The sequence below is a fragment of the Escherichia sp. HH26CH genome (assembly GCF_009820205.1).
Classification (GTDB): Bacteria; Pseudomonadota; Gammaproteobacteria; order Enterobacterales; family Enterobacteriaceae; genus Escherichia; species Escherichia coli_F.
Window position 1 is genome coordinate 36,425 of the sequence record NZ_VNXM01000008.1, and the last position, 16,789, is coordinate 53,213.

A 16,789-nucleotide genomic window follows, 5' to 3' on the forward strand; every position below is an offset into this window, starting at 1 on the left:
CGCCGTTTTTATTTTTCAACCTTATTTCCAGATACGTAACTCATCGTCCGTTGTAACTTCTTTACTGGCTTTCATTTTCGGCAGTGAAAACGCATACCAGTCGATATTACGGGTCACAAACATCATGCCGGCCAGCGCCACCATCAGCACACTGGTTCCCAACAACAGCGCGCTATCGGCAGAGTTGAGCAGTCCCCACATCACACCATCCAGCAACAACAGCGCGAGGGTAAACAACATGCTGTTGCGCCAGCCTTTCAATACCGCCTGCAAATAAATACCGTTCATTAACGCCCCAATCAGACTGGCGATTATCCATGCCACGGTAAAACCGGTATGTTCAGAAAGCGCCAGCAAGAGCAAATAAAACATCACCAATGAAAGCCCCACCAGCAAATATTGCATTGGGTGTAAACGTTGCGCGGTGAGCGTTTCAAAAACAAAGAACGCCATAAAAGTCAGTGCAATCAGCAGAATGGCGTACTTAGTCGCACGGTCCGTTAATTGGTATTGATCGGCTGGCGTCGTCACTGCGACGCTAAACGCCGGGAAGTTTTCCCAGCCGGTATCATTGCCTGAAGCAAAACGCTCACCGAGATTATTAGCAAACCAGCTGCTTTGCCATTGCGCCTGAAAACCAGACTCGCTGACTTCCCGTTTGGCTGGCAGAAAATCACCTAAAAAACTGGGATGCGGCCAGTTGCTGGTTAAGGTCATTTCGCTATTACGCCCGGCAGGCACCACAGAAAGATTGCCGGTACCGCTTAAATTCAGTGCCATATTCAGCTTCAGGTTCTGCTTCCGCCAGTCCCCTTCGGGTAAAGGGATATGCACGCCCTGCCCGCCTTGCTCTAACCCGGTGCCGGGTTCAATGGTCAGCGCCGTTCCGTTAACGTCAGGTGCTTTCACCATACCTATACCGCGCGCATCCCCGACGCCAATCACAATAAATGGCTTGCCTAAGGTGATATTTGGCGCATTGAGTTCGCTAAGACGCGAAACATCAAAATCGGCTTTTAGCGTTAAATCACTATGCCAGACCTGACCGGTATAAATCCCAATCTTGCGTTCTTCTACGTTCTGATTGCCATCAACCATCAATGACTCAGGTAACCAAAAATGGATAAAACTTCGTTTCCGCTCCACGGTTTTATCCTCTTCCTGCACCGTATAAAGCTCGGTCACAGGAATAGCGATGAGCGGCCCAACGAGTTTTTGCGGCCCGCTGGTACTTTGGCGAATCGCATCTTCCACATCGCTACGGTAATCGGCACGTTCGACAATCACCTGCCGAATCAGCATTATCGGAATCAACAACAGCAATACTGCAGCAAACAGGGTGGTCATTTTCCAGAACAGGGGGGATTTCAACATAGTCTTCTCCTTTGCAATGGCCGCAGGTTACAAAGGCTATGTGGGAAGAATTTGAAGCTATGTGAAGTGACGGTGAAGTCGAAGCGAAGCCAGCACACCGCCTTGTGGCACGTTGCACAGTGTGACTTCGCCATTAAGCAAACGGGCAACCTCACTGACGAACGCCAACCCCAGACCACTACTTTTTTGCCCATTCGCACGCGGCAAAGAGTAAAAGCGCTCAAAAACACGCGACAGGGCGTAGTCAGGAATACCACTACCGGTATCCAGCACCTTAAGCGTAACGTGTTCATGATCCACTTCAGCGCTTAGCGTTATACGACCGCCCTCGGGGGTAAAATCGATGGCGTTATCCAATAAATTCCCCAGCGCCTGCTCCAGTAACGCCGATTCAGCAGCAACGTTAACCTCTGTGGGCATAACATGTAGAGTGATGTTTTTTTCCGCCAACTGCACGGTGCGCGCTTCGCTGATGCGGCGAAATAATGCCGCCACATCAACAGCAGTCAGAACGACTTCCTGACGATTCTCCAGTCTTGCCTGGCGTAGTAACGTTTCCACCAGCGCCTGCATTCGCGCATTTTGTGTCAGAATGTTGTCAGTAAAACGAGCCACCACTTCCGGCGGCGGACCTTCGCGTAAAATTTCCGCCGCACCACGAATCGCCGCCAGTGGGCTTTTTAGCTCATGAGTTAACGCATAAATATACTGCTCAATATAGTTTTTCCCTTCCAGCTTCACGCGCATACTTTCCAGCGCCTGCGCGAGTTTACGCAGCTCGCTACTACCGAGATCGGGGAGAGGAACGGGCTTATTGTCAGTGACAGAATCAGCATAGCGAGTGAGCCGGGCAATGGAGCGGTTGATCCACCAAACCATGCCTGCGCCAATCACCAGTGCAATCCCCAACAAAATGGCGCTGGCCCATAAAATTCGCCGCTCGCTGCGCTTAATGACCGGAGCCATCGCCGCGTTCGGTTTGCCTACGCTCAAAACACCAATAAGCCGCGAGCCGTCCATAATTGGCGCGGCAACATACATCACAGAACTTTCGGGATCGTCAGGATTTTGCAACGTGCTGCGCGCACCATACTGACCACGCAACGTTAGCCAGACGTCATTCCAGCGCGAGTAATCCTGTCCAACGGCTTTATTTGCCGAATCGAACAATACTTTGCCCTGCGCATCAGTCATGTAGACATGATATTCATTGCGCACTTTGTGAATGCCACCGATATTGGCGCGAAACGGGCGATGTTGTAGCTGATTAAACGCCTGCGCCAGTTGCCCATGCGTTGGGTCCCCAGAGAGCAAATCGGGACGCGCCAGCTCCGCCAGCAACGTTGCGGTGTCGATCAACGTCCCCTCCGTTGCTCTTCGCACGCCCGGTTTAACTTCTTTGACAAAAATTGCCAGTACGAACCAGGCCGCCACTGCCACCAGTAAAAAATAGCCCAGCAACAACCTCATGCCGATACGCATTACAGTCCCCTCAGGCTATATCCCATGCCGCGATGAGTATTAATCGGGGAAAGATCGGGGTTAATGGCGCGCAGCTTGGCACGCAGCGTTTTAATGTGGGTATCGACGGTGCGATCGTAGGTGTCCTGCGCATCTTCCCACACGCTATCCATCAGTTGCAGGCGGGACCAGACGCGGCCCGGCGACTTGAGTAATGTTTTCAGCAGCAAAAACTCATACCGCGTCAGCGTTAATGGCGTGTCAAACCAGCTGATCTGCGCCGCAGGTTCATTCAATTCAAAATGACCAATACGGATAACGGGAGACGGCGTCGAGAACTTCCTCACCCGACGCAGTAAGGTGCGCACTCTGGCGCACACTTCGCGAGGTGAAAACGGTTTAGCCACGTAGTCGTCAGCGCCAATTTCCAGCCCAAGCAGGCGATCGACCTCTTCACTTCGGGCCGTCAGGAACAGTACAGGTAACGCCGGATGGAGCGCCAGTAACTGGCGGCACAATTCAAAGCCGCTGATATCAGGCAAACCAACATCGAGAATCATGACATCGGGAACCTGCTGGCGAGCTTTATCCAGCACCGGCAAGCCTCGCTCAAAGACCTCGACGGCAAAACCTTCCTGTTGCAACATGTAGACTAGCGTGTCGGCTATCCCTTGCTCGTCTTCTACTAACCAGACCGTTTCCCGTTGCATAAATCGCCTCTGTTATTGCCGCCACGGCATGACAGGAACCGCGCTAATCGCATTTTTCGGCGAACCTTCTACAACTTTGTCGGAGTAAGCCAGGTAAGCGAGCGCGTTGCGTTTAGCGTCATAAAAGCGTACGACCTGTAACGACTTAAAGACCAACGACGTGCGTTTTTTGAATACTACCTCGCCCTGAGCTTTGCCGTTTTTAATGCGATCTGACAGTTCAATCGGCCCGACTTGCTGACAAGAAATAGCCGCATCGGAAGTATCTTCCGCCAGGCCCAATCCCCCTTTAATACCGCCGGTTTTCGCCCGGCTCACATAGCAGGTGACATTTTTCACATCGGGATCGTCAAAGGCTTCTACGACAATTTTGTGATCAGGACCGATCATTTTAAATACAGTGTCGACCGAACCAATCTCTTCTGCATGAGCCAATGGCCCCAGCATTATCAGGCTTAAAGACAGGATCAAATGCTTGTATTTCATATTGTTACCATTTTTATCTATGACATGAGCAATTAGTTCACCACGATAAATAACATATTGATTAAGAACAAAATCTCAATACTTTTATTTCCGTCAAGACCTAAAACATACTCGACTAAGAAAAAAACACTGAATGCTAAAACAGCAAAAAATGCTATTATCCAATTACCTGATGTCAGGTGCTCGTTGTTGAAAGGATGAGGATATTTTATGGATCAGGCCGGCATTATTCGCGACCTTTTAATCTGGCTGGAAGGTCATCTGGATCAGCCCCTGTCGCTCGACAATGTAGCGGCGAAAGCAGGTTATTCCAAGTGGCACTTACAGAGAATGTTTAAAGATGTCACTGGTCATGCTATTGGCGCGTATATTCGTGCTCGTCGTTTGTCGAAATCGGCGGTCGCACTACGCCTGACTGCGCGTCCGATTCTGGATATCGCGCTGCAATACCGCTTCGACTCTCAACAGACATTTACTCGCGCATTCAAGAAGCAGTTTGCCCAAACTCCTGCTCTTTACCGCCGTTCTCCTGAATGGAGCGCCTTTGGTATTCGCCCGCCGCTGCGTCTGGGTGAATTCACCATGCCAGAGCACAAATTTGTCACCCTGGAAGATACGCCGCTGATTGGTGTTACCCAGAGTTACTCCTGTTCGCTGGAACAAATCTCTGATTTCCGCCATGAAATGCGTTATCAGTTCTGGCACGATTTTCTTGGCAACGCGCCGACCATTCCGCCTGTGCTCTACGGCCTGAATGAAACGCGTCCGAGCCAGGATAAAGACGACGAGCAAGAGGTGTTCTATACCACCGCATTAGCCCAGGATCAGGCAGATGGCTATGTATTGACCGGGCATCCTGTGATGCTGCAAGGCGGTGAATATGTGATGTTTACCTATGAAGGTCTGGGAACAGGCGTGCAGGAGTTTATCCTGACGGTATACGGAACGTGCATGCCAATGCTTAACCTGACGCGCCGTAAAGGTCAGGATATTGAGCGATACTACCCGGCAGAAGATGCCAAAGCGGGAGATCGCCCAATTAATCTGCGCTGTGAACTGCTGATTCCGATCCGTCGTTAACGCTGCAGCTCATCTAATGCAGGGGCGTCCAGATGCGAGATGTCCCCTGCGGTTTCAACCACCCAGCCAGACGCCAGCCACAAGCTTTCCTGATAATCCACGCGCGAAATAGAACAGTTACGCAGACGTAAGCGACGCTCTGCCCATGCTGGTAATCCGAGAATCGTACTCACCAGGCATCCCAGTGCAATACCGTGGCTCACCAGCAGCGGTCGGCTTCCCTGCGGTAATTCCCGACAAGATTCCAGTGCCGCATTGACACGATCGCTGAGCTCCTGCATAGACTCGCCTTCAGGAATACGTCCGTCGACAGTGCCATTGACCAGCTGGCGACGCCAGTTTTCTTCTTCTTCGGTGAGTGAATCGATATTTCTTGTTTCCAGTACACCCATATTTAATTCACGCAGACGAGGATCAAGGAGAATATCGCAGCCGCAGGCCTGGGCGATGATTTCCGCCGTGCGGCGGGTGCGCCCTAAATCGCTACTGATGATATGCGTAATGCCAAGCTCTTTGGCACGGGTCGCCACCTGCATCGCCTGTTGCTCACCTTTGGCAGTCAGCGGGCTATCAGACTGGCCCTGAATACGTCGCTCGGCGTTCCACTGCGTTTCACCGTGGCGGACTAGGTATACCTGTAACATGCTTTTTTTCCGTATACTGCTGTAACGTTAATTTTCTGAGTAATGCTGATTATGCACCAAGTTGTCTGTGCGACCACCAATCCCGCTAAAATTCAGGCCATTCTGCAGGCATTTCACGAGATCTTCGGCGAAGGATCCTGCCATATTGCATCCGTTGCCGTCGAGAGCGGTGTACCGGAACAGCCCTTTGGTAGTGAGGAAACGCGCGCTGGCGCACGAAATCGGGTGGCAAATGCTCGCTGTTTACATCCAGAGGCTGATTTTTGGGTGGCGATTGAAGCAGGGATTGATGGTGACAGCACCTTCAGTTGGGTGGTGATTGAAAACGCCAGCCAGCGTGGCGAAGCGCGTTCGGCAACTTTGCCGTTGCCTGAGGTGATTCTGGAGAAAGTGCGTGAAGGCGAGGCGCTCGGCCCTGTGATGTCGCGTTATACCGGCATTGATGAAATTGGCCGTAAAGAAGGTGCAATCGGCGTATTTACTGCCGGGAAGCTCACTCGCGCCAGCGTCTATCACCAGGCGGTGATCCTGGCGCTGAGTCCGTTTCATAATGCCGTGTATCAGTGATCTTTCAGCAACACCTCTTCCAGCCACTGGCGCAGCTCGACAGGCGCGGCTTTCAGACTGTTAGATCCACGCGTAATCGTCGCGATGCCAGCGCCGAGTTCATTTTTCAACTCACGCTGGCTCATTTCGCCGCGCAACAGCTCTTCGACAATACGCACGCGAGTCCCCAACGCTTCGCGCTCATCTGGAGTCAGCATCAGGTTTAACAACGGTAAATGGAGATCGTTTTGGTAGGCATTCTTAAGCAGGTCGACAAAACGTAACCACTCCTGGTGACGCTGTTCTGCCATCGCTGCTGAATAGGGTGATTGTTGGGCCATAATATGTCGCCATTGTTAGCGGGGGAAGCAAAATGCCTCCCCCGGTTGTACTCGCTAAAGAGTACGATAGCATATCATAAACGTGCGGATCAGTAACGACGTCCCCATTCCGTGGCGCTCATCAATGTCGGTTTATCCCCCATGAAATAGCGGTAGTAAGCGTCATAAGCCAGCACGTTCTTCACATAACCGCGCGTCTCGGAGAACGGAATACTCTCGACAAATGCCACAGCGTCGATACGCCCGGCGCTGTTGCCAAGCCAGGTGCGCACTCGTCCAGGTCCGGCGTTATAAGCTGCTGAGGCGAAAATACGGTTATTGCCAAACTGCTGATAAACATATTGCAGGTAACTGGTGCCGATATTGATGTTCGTTTCCGGATCCAGCAATTGCCCAGGGCTGCTGTAGCCAGGAATAGAGAACATCTTCACCGTATGGGTCGCCGTACCAGGCATAATCTGCATCAGCCCGCTGGCCCCCACCGGTGACTTCACTTTCGGATTCCAGGCACTCTCCTGACGGGCAATCGCCATCGCATAGCTTTGCGGGATCTCCTTACCGCTGGTGTAACGTTTGAAAAGATCGTTGTAGGCCAGCGGGAATCGCTCTTCCAGATGATCCCACAACTTCCCGGCGATCGTCGCCTGAACGCTGAGATCCCACCATTGGTTGTTGAAAGCATACCGTGCCAGCTGTGCCTGCTCTGTTTTTGACTTGCTCTTCACCAGATTGGCCCACTCGCTACGCGCGGTGTTATCGAGATTCCAGTACATCAACTCGCGCACGCGCGCCATCTCCGGCCCCTGAGTCAGGGTGCTGTCAACATTCTGCGGCGCTTTATCAATCTTCAGCTCATACTCTTCGCCGATGCGCTGTGCAGCAACCATCGGGTAGAAACCACGCTGTTGCATGAGTTGATGCAGAATCTCTTTCGCTTCAGCTTCACGTCCGCGTTCCAGCAATAAATCGGCCTGCCAATAACGCCATTCATCTTTCTCTTTCGCTTCCATCGGCAAACGCGCCAGCCAGGTATTCAGGCCACGCCGATCGCCAGTACCAAGCGCCATCCGCACTCGGCGTTCAATCAACGAGGTGGATTGCGAGCGCATAATGGCGTCATCGCGCCATTTCGCCTGCTCGTCGGTGACATCGTTGCCCATCAAACGCCAGGCGACGATATCGCGCAGTTCCTGAATCTGATCTTCATTAAGCTGCTGTGCCTGAGCAAGCGATGGAATCATCAGCCGTGCATTTTCAGCATCCTGCCGCGCCACGCTGGCAAACGCCACCGCCGCCATTTGACGGGTAAAATCGGTCGCACCGGTTGTACGCGCGAAGGTCAGTACCGTATTAGGGTTGTTCGCCAGAGAAATAATCGCCGAGGCGATAGTCTGGTAATCAGCAGGCATCTGACCTGCCAGCACTGTCACCAGACCCGTGTTACCCGCTTTCATCGCCAGACGGATACGCTCTAAATACGCCAGCGGATCTTGTTTGCCTGACGCACGCCAGACACTAAATAACTTGTCACAAGCGTTAGGCTGGCTCTTGCCGGTTAGCCACAACTCTTTCGCCCCTTGCCAGGCTTCTTCACTCTGCCCGGTGTTCCATTTCGCATAGTAGTAATTACATTGCGCTTCGGTAGTTCCTGGCTTTTCCGGGCTAAAGGCTAACAAACCACGCCAGTCTTCACGCCGCGCCAGTTCATTGACGAAACGAGATTGCAGCGTGCGAGCGGGAGGAAGCGTGGGGTTAGCGCGAACAAAGTTAGTGACCGTCACCGCCGGTTGATTCATCAGATCATCGGTGATCTGGCGGTATTCCAGATAGGGATAAAGTGGATAATCCTTCAATCCAGGCATCATTTGTTCGACCACATCCATTTGTCGATTATCCCAGGCCTGCTTAATTTGCGCGTAACGGCTACGCTGCTCATCCAGTGAGTCGGCTCGCGCCACGCTGCTGACCGTCAGCAGACAGACACCGACAGCCAACAGCCGCCAGGTAACGTGTTTGGCTTTTTCCACAAGCGCATCCTCTAAGTGTCAATACATCAATGCAGCGTCATGCCGCGTAATAGATTTATGCTAACCAGTCATTGCCGTTTACGCCACGTTACGGACACTTTTTTACTTTTACTGCGAGGGTGATCGACCGGCTGGGATTAGATAAGGAAACAGGCTACACTTCGCCTTTGAATACTCATCATCACGATAAACATAGAGGCGAAGTCCAACGTGGCTCAATTCGTTTATACCATGCATCGTGTCGGCAAAGTTGTTCCGCCGAAACGTCATATTTTGAAAAACATCTCTCTGAGTTTCTTCCCTGGGGCAAAAATTGGTGTCCTGGGTCTGAACGGCGCGGGTAAGTCTACCCTGCTGCGCATTATGGCGGGCATTGATAAAGACATCGAAGGTGAAGCGCGTCCGCAGCCAGACATCAAGATTGGTTACCTGCCGCAGGAACCTCAGCTGAACCCGGAACACACCGTGCGTGAGTCCATTGAAGAAGCGGTTTCTGAAGTGGTTAACGCTCTGAAACGTCTGGATGAAGTGTACGCGCTGTATGCCGATCCGGATGCCGATTTTGACAAGCTGGCCGCTGAACAAGGCCGTCTGGAAGAGATCATTCAGGCTCACGACGGTCACAACCTGAACGTTCAGTTGGAGCGTGCAGCGGATGCGCTGCGTCTGCCGGACTGGGACGCGAAAATCGCTAACCTTTCCGGTGGTGAGCGTCGTCGCGTGGCGTTGTGCCGCCTGCTGTTGGAAAAACCAGACATGCTGCTGCTCGACGAACCGACCAACCACCTGGATGCCGAATCCGTAGCGTGGCTGGAACGCTTCCTGCACGACTTCGAGGGCACCGTGGTGGCGATTACCCACGACCGTTACTTCCTCGATAACGTTGCAGGCTGGATCCTCGAACTTGACCGCGGTGAAGGTATTCCGTGGGAAGGTAACTACTCCTCCTGGCTGGAGCAGAAAGATCAACGTCTGGCGCAGGAAGCTTCACAAGAAGCAGCGCGTCGTAAGTCGATCGAGAAAGAGCTGGAGTGGGTACGTCAGGGAACTAAAGGCCGTCAGTCGAAAGGTAAAGCACGTCTGGCGCGCTTTGAAGAGCTGAACAGCACCGAATATCAGAAACGTAACGAAACCAACGAACTGTTTATTCCACCTGGACCGCGTCTGGGCGATAAAGTGCTGGAAGTCAGCAACCTGCGTAAATCTTACGGCGATCGTCTGCTGATTGATGATCTGAGCTTCTCGATCCCTAAAGGGGCGATCGTCGGGATCATCGGTCCGAACGGCGCGGGTAAATCAACCCTGTTCCGTATGATCTCTGGTCAGGAACAGCCAGACAGCGGCACCATCACTTTAGGTGAAACGGTGAAACTGGCATCTGTCGATCAGTTCCGTGACTCAATGGATAACAGCAAAACCGTTTGGGAAGAAGTTTCCGGCGGGCTGGATATCATGAAGATCGGTAACACCGAGATGCCAAGCCGCGCCTACGTTGGCCGCTTTAACTTTAAAGGGGTTGATCAGGGTAAACGCGTTGGTGAACTCTCCGGTGGTGAGCGTGGTCGTCTGCATCTGGCGAAGCTGCTGCAGGTTGGCGGCAACATGCTGCTGCTCGACGAACCGACCAACGACCTGGATATCGAAACCCTGCGTGCGCTGGAAAACGCCCTGCTGGAGTTCCCGGGCTGCGCGATGGTTATCTCGCACGACCGTTGGTTCCTCGACCGTATCGCCACACACATTCTGGATTACCAGGATGAAGGTAAAGTTGAGTTCTTTGAAGGTAACTTTACCGAGTACGAAGAGTACAAGAAACGCACGCTGGGCGCAGACGCGCTGGAGCCGAAGCGTATCAAGTACAAGCGTATTGCGAAGTAATGCGTAAAATGCCGGATGCGGCGCGCCAGCATCGCATCCGGTAATAGTTAAATGATTAATGGGAGGCAAGTTCCCGGAAAAAGGCAGGATTTTCTTTAATTGTGGCAAGTACTTTTGCAGCCAATCCCGTAGGATTTCTTCGCTTCGATTCCCAGCTTTTAATGGTATCCACACTGGTTCCCAGAGCTTTTGCCATCTCACTTTGCGAAACGTTGAGTTGCTCACGAATAGCTTTAACATCCGCAATTTCGTAGCGGGTCACCCGTGCAGGTTCTTTTAAACCTTGTTTAATCTCGACAGCCTCTTCCAGAGAGGTTTTCAACTCATCAAAAAAACTCATTTTATACCTCACCTTTGAGCAGTTTCGTCAACTTCTTTAGTTGAGCTTTTTCCGTATCTGTCAGACTGTCTTTGGCATTCTTCGGATAGGCCATAATCAAATAAATAATCTCTTCCGTCGCCAGAAAGTAAATTATTCTGACACTACCACTTTTTCCCTGTGAACCCGCAGCCATTCGGACTTTACGCAATCCACCAGTCTGCTGAATGAGATCACCTTTATCGGGAGTTCCGATGAGTTCTTTTTGCAATTCCTTTAATTCATCATCGGTTGCAATCTGCTTGATCTGACGCGTAAACATTGGCGTCTCTATAAATATTATCGCCTTGCCCATTACCCCTCCCTGGCAGGTACATTGTACACCAAAATGGAGTACTAAGTACACTTTTGAATCAGTAATATCACTCAACATCTTATAAAGATGATTATCCCTGCTCCCCCATCATCTCCCGCACCAGCTCCACGCAGCGCAGGAAACGGCTGTCGTAATCGTCCTCTTCAACCCGCACAAATTCGATATTGTTCTCTTCCAGCATCTCCACCAGCAAGTTCTGGAACTCTTTGCGATCCACCGAACTGCCGAGACTGCGTAAACCATCCGCCACCCACGGCGTGTTGTTCTCCAGCAGAATCACCAGATCAAAACGGTATTCATCGATCAGCGCCTGTACGAACGGATGCTCGCGCCCTTCGTACTTTTTGCAGAACGCCTGAGTTGTCACAAAATCGGTGTCGATAAACGCCACTTTATTGGCATATTTTACTGCAAAATCAATATATTGAGCGTGTCCAAGTGCGATTTTATCGTAGTCGGAATACTGCAATGCAATCTCATCGCCGCCAAGATGCGAAAAGACATAATCGCGACCATATTCCCATGCACTGGTAGTGTTGAAGATATTGGCAAGTTTGTTTACCAGGGTGGATTTACCGCTCGACTCGCCGCCGAGGATCGCCACGGTGCGCACAAAGAACGGCTTCACTTCGGTAGGAATATATTCCCAGTAGCGGAACGGATTTTCGCGGATCTGCGCACCACTGATACTCATAAAAGTACGTTTCGGATCGACCAACACCGTTTCGATCCCCAGATGTTCCATATACTGCGGCGCGTCGGCTTCTTCCGAGGTGTAGATCAGATCCGGCTGGATCCCTTTTTCAGCCATAAACTTTTTGATGCCGTTGCTCCACACATCCCAGCCATGCGGATACGGCTCCATGCCCTCTTCGTTGAAGGCATGAATGCGAATATTTTTCTGATATTTAAAAGTTTGCAATAACCAGCGCAGACGATCCGGCACCGTGGGCTGCTGCGACATGGCGCTATCTTCGAACAACGCGCGGTCGCGGGTATCGTCAAAGCCCATAATGATATGCAACTCGTCAACCTGACTACAGGCACGCTGGATAAGGTAGATATGTCCGGTATGCAGCGGGTAAAACTTACCGAATACAACACCAATAGTTTTCTTCTGCCGGGGAAATTCAAGTCCCAAATAACGGTGCAACGCCTCCAGCTTTTGCGCGCTGGGGCTTTTAATTTTGGCATTCAGTAACTGGCTTAAATACCCTTTGGTCATACCGCTGGCATCAGCCACCTGCTGTAGCGTACAGCCCTGTTGCTTGATGGCAGTTTTCAGATAATCAAATGACGACATATCTCCCTCCGTATCTCTCATTATAAGTCGTCGAACACGCTAAGCGCGTCGGAGAGTTTTTTAACGCCAAAAATCTGCATCCCTTCCGGCGCTTTTTTCGGCACGTTGGCTGCCGGAACAATCGCCCGCCGAAAACCATGTTTCGCCGCTTCAGAAATCCGCTCCTGGCCGCTGGGCACCGGGCGGATCTCCCCTGCCAGCCCGACTTCACCAAACACCACCAGATCCTGCGGTAGCGGTCTGTCGCGCAGGCTGGAAACCATCGCCAGTAGTAACGCTAAATCGGCACTGGTTTCCGTCACCTTCACGCCGCCGACCACGTTCACAAATACATCCTGATCGGCCATTTGCAACCCACCGTGACGGTGCAACACCGCCAGCAGGATCGCCAAACGGTTTTGCTCCAGCCCCACTGCCACGCGGCGCGGATTCGCCATCATCGAGTGATCGACCAGCGCCTGGATCTCCACCAGCAGCGGACGCGTTCCTTCCCACACCACCATCACTGAGCTGCCGGAGGTCACTTCATCGCCGCGACTTAAGAAAATTGCCGAAGGGTTACTGACTTCACGCAGTCCCTGTTCAGTCATCGCGAAGACGCCCAGCTCATTCACCGCGCCGAAACGGTTTTTATGGCTGCGTAAGGTGCGGAAACGGGAATCGGCATCGCCATCCAGAAGCACCGAACAGTCAATACAGTGTTCCAGCACTTTAGGGCCAGCCAGCGAACCATCTTTGGTTACGTGCCCCACCATGACAATCGCCACACCGCGCGTTTTGGCGAAGCGCGTCAGATAAGCCGCCGTTTCACGCACCTGTGCCACGCTGCCAGGCGATGACTGAACATCCGCCATATGCATCACCTGGATGGAGTCAATGACCATCAGCTTCGGTTGCTCTTCTTCGGCAATCAGGCAGATCTGTTCGATGCTGGTTTCCGACAACATATTGAGATTGTCAGTCGGCAGGCCGAGGCGATGAGCGCGCATTGCCACCTGTTGCAGCGACTCTTCGCCGGTGACATACAGCGTTTTCATCTGCTGGGCCAGTTTGCACAGCGTTTGCAGTAGCAGCGTGGATTTCCCTGCGCCTGGATTACCGCCAATCAGAATGGCGCTTCCCGGCACCACCCCACCGCCTAATACGCGGTCGAACTCTTTAAATCCGGTTGAAAAACGCGGCAGCTCTTCAAGGCTGATATCGGAAAGTTTCTGGACTTTTGCCACCCCGGCGCTACCGGCATAGCCACTGAGACGCTCGTTACGCGCCACCGTTGGCGACGCAGCAAGACGCACCTCGGTGATGGTGTTCCAGGCATGGCAGGCGCTGCACTGCCCCTGCCAGCGCGGATAATCGGCCCCGCATTCATTACAAACAAAGGCGCGTTTTGGAGCTTTTGCCACGGTGTACCTCGTTAATGCTGTGCCGCCCGCAGGATGACGGGCGGACAATTACTTCTGATTCAGGCTGCCAGAGAGGATGCAGAATACCCCCATCAGGTCAGCGTGACGGATGGTGACTTCCGTCTTTTCATTCACTTTTGGCTTGGCATGGTAGGCAATCCCCAGACCTGCCGCTTTGATCATCGGCAGGTCGTTGGCACCATCGCCAATCGCCACGGTTTGCGCCAGCGGGATTTCATACTCCTGCGCCAGGCGGGTCAGGGTTTTCGCTTTATACTGAGCGTCTACAATGTCGCCAATCACATTACCGGTAAATTTACCGTCCATGATCTCCAGTTCATTGGCTACTACGGCGGTCAGGCGCAGCTTATCGCGCAGGTATTCGGCAAAGAAGGTAAAACCGCCGGAGGCAATCGCCACTTTCCAGCCCAGCGTTTCCAGCTTGAGTACCAGTTGCGTTAAGCCTGGCATCAGCGGCAAATTTTCACGCACCTGTTGCAGAATATTGGCGTCAGCGCCTTTCAGCGTTGCCACTCGACTGCGCAAGCTGGCAGCAAAATCGAGTTCGCCGCGCATCGCCCGCTCGGTTACTTCCGCCACCATCTCGCCGGTTCCGGCCAGTTTGGCAATTTCGTCAATACATTCAATCTGAATGGCGGTGGAATCCATGTCCATCACCAGCAGACCTGGCGTGCGCAGATGCGGAATTTTCCCCAGCGGCGCGACATCCAGTTGTGCTTCATGGGCCAGGCGCGTAGCCCGGGCGGTAAGCGAACCTGCCAGACGAATCACCTGATAATCTTCCACGCACCAGGCGGCAACAATCACCATCGCCGCGCCCAGTTTGCTCTGGTATTGGGTCAGCCGTTGTTTATCCAGCCCACGACCATACAGCAGCCAGCCGCTACGACCTGCGTGGTAATCCAGTGGCATTACTTCATCACCACTTAATGAAAGAGGCAGACCAGGCCATAAAGAGACATCTTCAGGCAGGTCGCACCAGGTAATGTTAGGCATTAAGGCTCCTGTAAAATCGTTCGAAGCAGGGAAAATAACGCATGAGGCTACCTTGTATCCATTGCTTCTGGCAACATTAAGTCTCAAATTTTCAAAGGGTGGAAGATGGCTCGCACAAAACTGAAATTCCGGCTGCATCGGGCAGTGATTGTCCTGTTCTGTCTTGCCTTGTTAGTGGCGCTGATGCAGGGGGCATCATGGTTTAGTCAAAACCACCAGCGACAGCGTAATCCGCAGCTGGAAGAACTGGCCCGCACCCTGGCGCGGCAGGTGACGCTGAACGTTGCGCCGCTGATGCGTACCGACTCGCCGGATGAAAAACGTATTCAGGCGATCCTCGATCAGTTAACGGATGAAAGCCGCATCCTCGACGCGGGCGTGTATGACGAACAAGGCGATCTTATCGCCCGTTCTGGCGAAAGCGTCGAGGTGCGTGACCGGCTGGCGCTCGACGGTAAAAAAGCGGGCGGCTATTTTAACCAGCAGATTGTCGAACCCATTGCAGGGAAAAATGGTCCGCTTGGCTATCTGCGCCTGACGCTCGACACCCATACGCTCGCCACCGAAGCTCAACAGGTGGATAACACCACTAACATTTTACGCCTGATGTTGTTGCTCTCGCTGGCAATCGGCGTAGTGCTGACCCGCACGCTGCTACAGGGTAAACGCACCCGCTGGCAGCAATCCCCCTTCCTGTTAACCGCCAGCAAACCGGTGCCGGAAGAGGAAGAAAGCGAGAAAAAAGAGTGACCCATTACTACAAGAAAGGAAATCGTTATGTCCACATTACGCCTGCTCATCTCTGACTCTTACGATCCGTGGTTTAACCTGGCGGTGGAGGAGTGTATTTTTCGCCAGATGCCCGCCACGCAGCGCGTTTTGTTTCTCTGGCGCAATGCTGACACCGTGGTGATTGGTCGCGCGCAGAACCCGTGGAAAGAGTGTAATACCCGGCGGATGGAAGAAGATAACGTTCGCCTGGCACGGCGCAGTAGCGGTGGCGGCGCGGTGTTCCACGATCTCGGCAATACCTGTTTTACCTTCATGGCTGGCAAGCCGGAATACGATAAAACGATCTCCACCTCGATTGTGCTCAATGCACTGAACGCGCTCGGTGTCAGCGCCGAAGCGTCCGGACGTAACGATTTGGTGGTGAAAACCGCCGAAGGCGACCGTAAAGTCTCAGGCTCGGCCTATCGCGAAACCAAAGATCGTGGCTTCCATCACGGCACCTTGCTACTCAATGCCGACCTTAGCCGCCTGGCAAACTATCTCAACCCGGATAAAAAGAAACTGGCGGCGAAAGGCATTACGTCGGTACGTTCCCGCGTGACCAATCTGACCGAATTGCTGCCGGGAATTACCCATGAGCAGGTTTGCGAAGCCATAACCGAGGCCTTTTTCGCCCATTATGGCGAGCGTGTAGAAGCGGAAATTATCTCACCGGACAAAACGCCGGACTTGCCGAACTTCGCCGAAACCTTTGCCCGCCAGAGTAGCTGGGAATGGAATTTCGGACAGGCTCCAGCGTTCTCGCATCTGCTGGATGAACGCTTTACCTGGGGCGGCGTAGAACTGCATTTCGACGTCGAAAAAGGCCATATCACCCGCGCCCAGGTGTTTACCGATAGCCTCAACCCCGCACCTCTGGAAGCCCTCGCCGGACGACTGCAAGGCTGCCTGTACCGTGCGGATATGCTGCAACAAGAGTGTGAAGCGCTGTTGGTTGACTTCCCTGAACAGGAAAAAGAGCTACGGGAATTATCGGCGTGGATGGCTGGGGCGGTGCGGTAACTCGCTGATTAAAATATCCAGGGAAGGAAA

17 protein-coding genes are annotated in these 16,789 nt (G+C 52.7%); 5 read left to right on the plus strand and 12 right to left on the minus strand.

Annotated elements, in window-relative coordinates; genetic code table 11:
• Window positions 1-21 precede the first annotated feature (21 nt).
• From creD to creA, 4 genes are read right to left on the minus strand one after another with little or no spacing between them, the layout of a single operon-like run.
• Window positions 22-1,374, minus strand: coding sequence for a cell envelope integrity protein CreD (creD, locus tag FQ015_RS01355; RefSeq protein ID WP_105278741.1), 1,353 nt, complete (start codon window positions 1,372-1,374; stop codon window positions 22-24).
• Between the two features lie 57 nt (window positions 1,375-1,431).
• Window positions 1,432-2,856 carry a two-component system sensor histidine kinase CreC gene (gene creC, locus FQ015_RS01360; RefSeq protein ID WP_160523616.1) on the minus strand — a complete coding sequence of 475 codons (1,425 nt, stop codon included), beginning with the start codon at window positions 2,854-2,856 and terminating at the stop codon, window positions 1,432-1,434.
• On the minus strand, window positions 2,856-3,545 hold the full coding sequence (creB, locus tag FQ015_RS01365) for a two-component system response regulator CreB (RefSeq protein ID WP_105271162.1): 690 nt from the start codon (window positions 3,543-3,545) through the stop codon (window positions 2,856-2,858). Before creB ends, creC begins: the two co-directional genes overlap by 1 nt.
• Window positions 3,546-3,557: 12 nt before the next feature.
• A complete protein-coding gene (gene creA / locus FQ015_RS01370) occupies window positions 3,558-4,031 on the minus strand; it encodes a protein CreA (protein ID WP_000875487.1) in 474 nt (157 codons plus the stop codon).
• Between the two features lie 210 nt (window positions 4,032-4,241).
• Between creA and robA the strand changes: the two genes are divergently transcribed.
• A complete protein-coding gene (robA, locus tag FQ015_RS01375) occupies window positions 4,242-5,111 on the plus strand; it encodes an MDR efflux pump AcrAB transcriptional activator RobA (protein ID WP_000371666.1) in 870 nt (289 codons plus the stop codon).
• On the opposite strand, the gene gpmB is transcribed toward robA, so the two are convergent.
• A complete protein-coding gene (gene gpmB, locus FQ015_RS01380) occupies window positions 5,108-5,755 on the minus strand; it encodes a 2,3-diphosphoglycerate-dependent phosphoglycerate mutase GpmB (RefSeq protein ID WP_000942355.1) in 648 nt (215 codons plus the stop codon). The two genes, robA and gpmB, sit on opposite strands and share 4 nt — an antisense overlap.
• Before the next feature lie 51 nt (window positions 5,756-5,806).
• On the opposite strand from gpmB, the gene yjjX reads away from it, so the two are divergent.
• On the plus strand, window positions 5,807-6,322 hold the full coding sequence (gene yjjX, locus FQ015_RS01385; RefSeq protein WP_022646480.1) for an inosine/xanthosine triphosphatase: 516 nt from the start codon (window positions 5,807-5,809) through the stop codon (window positions 6,320-6,322).
• On the opposite strand, the gene trpR is transcribed toward yjjX, so the two are convergent.
• Window positions 6,316-6,642: a trp operon repressor gene (trpR, locus tag FQ015_RS01390; protein WP_000068678.1), complete on the minus strand. Its 327-nt coding sequence runs from the start codon at window positions 6,640-6,642 to the stop codon at window positions 6,316-6,318. The genes yjjX and trpR overlap by 7 nt on opposite strands.
• Window positions 6,643-6,731: 89 nt before the next feature.
• Window positions 6,732-8,669, minus strand: coding sequence for a murein transglycosylase (gene sltY, locus FQ015_RS01395; RefSeq protein ID WP_000409431.1), 1,938 nt, complete (start codon window positions 8,667-8,669; stop codon window positions 6,732-6,734).
• Window positions 8,670-8,879: 210 nt separating this feature from the next.
• Between sltY and ettA the strand changes: the two genes are divergently transcribed.
• The gene (gene ettA / locus FQ015_RS01400) at window positions 8,880-10,547 is read left to right on the plus strand and encodes an energy-dependent translational throttle protein EttA (RefSeq protein ID WP_000046749.1); all 1,668 of its coding nucleotides are present in this window, start codon (window positions 8,880-8,882) and stop codon (window positions 10,545-10,547) included.
• A gap of 55 nt (window positions 10,548-10,602) precedes the next feature.
• On the opposite strand, the gene nadS is transcribed toward ettA, so the two are convergent.
• The 5 genes from nadS to serB all read right to left on the minus strand — a co-directional run bounded on the left by nadS (window position 10,603) and on the right by serB (window position 14,965).
• Entirely contained in the window at window positions 10,603-10,887 is a 285-nt protein-coding gene (gene nadS / locus FQ015_RS01405; protein ID WP_000007436.1) for a NadS family protein, read from the minus strand.
• Between the two features lies 1 nt (window position 10,888).
• A complete protein-coding gene (locus tag FQ015_RS01410; protein WP_000513551.1) occupies window positions 10,889-11,221 on the minus strand; it encodes a type II toxin-antitoxin system RelE/ParE family toxin in 333 nt (110 codons plus the stop codon).
• 91 nt (window positions 11,222-11,312) lie between these two features.
• Complete coding sequence (gene nadR / locus FQ015_RS01415) at window positions 11,313-12,545, minus strand: multifunctional transcriptional regulator/nicotinamide-nucleotide adenylyltransferase/ribosylnicotinamide kinase NadR (protein ID WP_000093833.1); 1,233 nt, start codon at window positions 12,543-12,545, stop codon at window positions 11,313-11,315.
• Window positions 12,546-12,565: 20 nt separating this feature from the next.
• Entirely contained in the window at window positions 12,566-13,948 is a 1,383-nt protein-coding gene (gene radA / locus FQ015_RS01420; protein ID WP_001029698.1) for a DNA repair protein RadA, read from the minus strand.
• Window positions 13,949-13,996: 48 nt separating this feature from the next.
• Window positions 13,997-14,965 (minus strand): phosphoserine phosphatase, encoded by a 969-nt coding sequence (gene serB, locus FQ015_RS01425; protein WP_001132947.1) that lies wholly within the window; start codon window positions 14,963-14,965, stop codon window positions 13,997-13,999.
• 105 nt (window positions 14,966-15,070) lie between these two features.
• Between serB and FQ015_RS01430 the strand changes: the two genes are divergently transcribed.
• The gene (locus tag FQ015_RS01430) at window positions 15,071-15,715 is read left to right on the plus strand and encodes a YtjB family periplasmic protein (RefSeq protein ID WP_000124615.1); all 645 of its coding nucleotides are present in this window, start codon (window positions 15,071-15,073) and stop codon (window positions 15,713-15,715) included.
• Between the two features lie 27 nt (window positions 15,716-15,742).
• Entirely contained in the window at window positions 15,743-16,759 is a 1,017-nt protein-coding gene (gene lplA / locus FQ015_RS01435) for a lipoate--protein ligase LplA (protein ID WP_000105850.1), read from the plus strand.
• The last annotated feature ends 30 nt before the right edge of the window (window positions 16,760-16,789 follow it).

What these genes read in the sequence shown, in the direction of transcription:
- creD (WP_105278741.1), bottom strand. Translation starts at nt 1,374, where the DNA reads ATGTTGAAATCCCCCCTGTTCTGGAAAATGACCACCCTGTTTGCTGCA.
- creC (WP_160523616.1), bottom strand. Translation starts at nt 2,856, where the DNA reads ATGCGTATCGGCATGAGGTTGTTGCTGGGCTATTTTTTACTGGTGGCA.
- creB (WP_105271162.1), bottom strand. Translation starts at nt 3,545, where the DNA reads ATGCAACGGGAAACGGTCTGGTTAGTAGAAGACGAGCAAGGGATAGCC.
- creA (WP_000875487.1), bottom strand. Translation starts at nt 4,031, where the DNA reads ATGAAATACAAGCATTTGATCCTGTCTTTAAGCCTGATAATGCTGGGG.
- robA (WP_000371666.1), top strand. Translation starts at nt 4,242, where the DNA reads ATGGATCAGGCCGGCATTATTCGCGACCTTTTAATCTGGCTGGAAGGT.
- gpmB (WP_000942355.1), bottom strand. Translation starts at nt 5,755, where the DNA reads ATGTTACAGGTATACCTAGTCCGCCACGGTGAAACGCAGTGGAACGCC.
- yjjX (WP_022646480.1), top strand. Translation starts at nt 5,807, where the DNA reads ATGCACCAAGTTGTCTGTGCGACCACCAATCCCGCTAAAATTCAGGCC.
- trpR (WP_000068678.1), bottom strand. Translation starts at nt 6,642, where the DNA reads ATGGCCCAACAATCACCCTATTCAGCAGCGATGGCAGAACAGCGTCAC.
- nadS (WP_000007436.1), bottom strand. Translation starts at nt 10,887, where the DNA reads ATGAGTTTTTTTGATGAGTTGAAAACCTCTCTGGAAGAGGCTGTCGAG.
- FQ015_RS01410 (WP_000513551.1), bottom strand. Translation starts at nt 11,221, where the DNA reads ATGGGCAAGGCGATAATATTTATAGAGACGCCAATGTTTACGCGTCAG.
- nadR (WP_000093833.1), bottom strand. Translation starts at nt 12,545, where the DNA reads ATGTCGTCATTTGATTATCTGAAAACTGCCATCAAGCAACAGGGCTGT.
- serB (WP_001132947.1), bottom strand. Translation starts at nt 14,965, where the DNA reads ATGCCTAACATTACCTGGTGCGACCTGCCTGAAGATGTCTCTTTATGG.
- FQ015_RS01430 (WP_000124615.1), top strand. Translation starts at nt 15,071, where the DNA reads ATGGCTCGCACAAAACTGAAATTCCGGCTGCATCGGGCAGTGATTGTC.
- lplA (WP_000105850.1), top strand. Translation starts at nt 15,743, where the DNA reads ATGTCCACATTACGCCTGCTCATCTCTGACTCTTACGATCCGTGGTTT.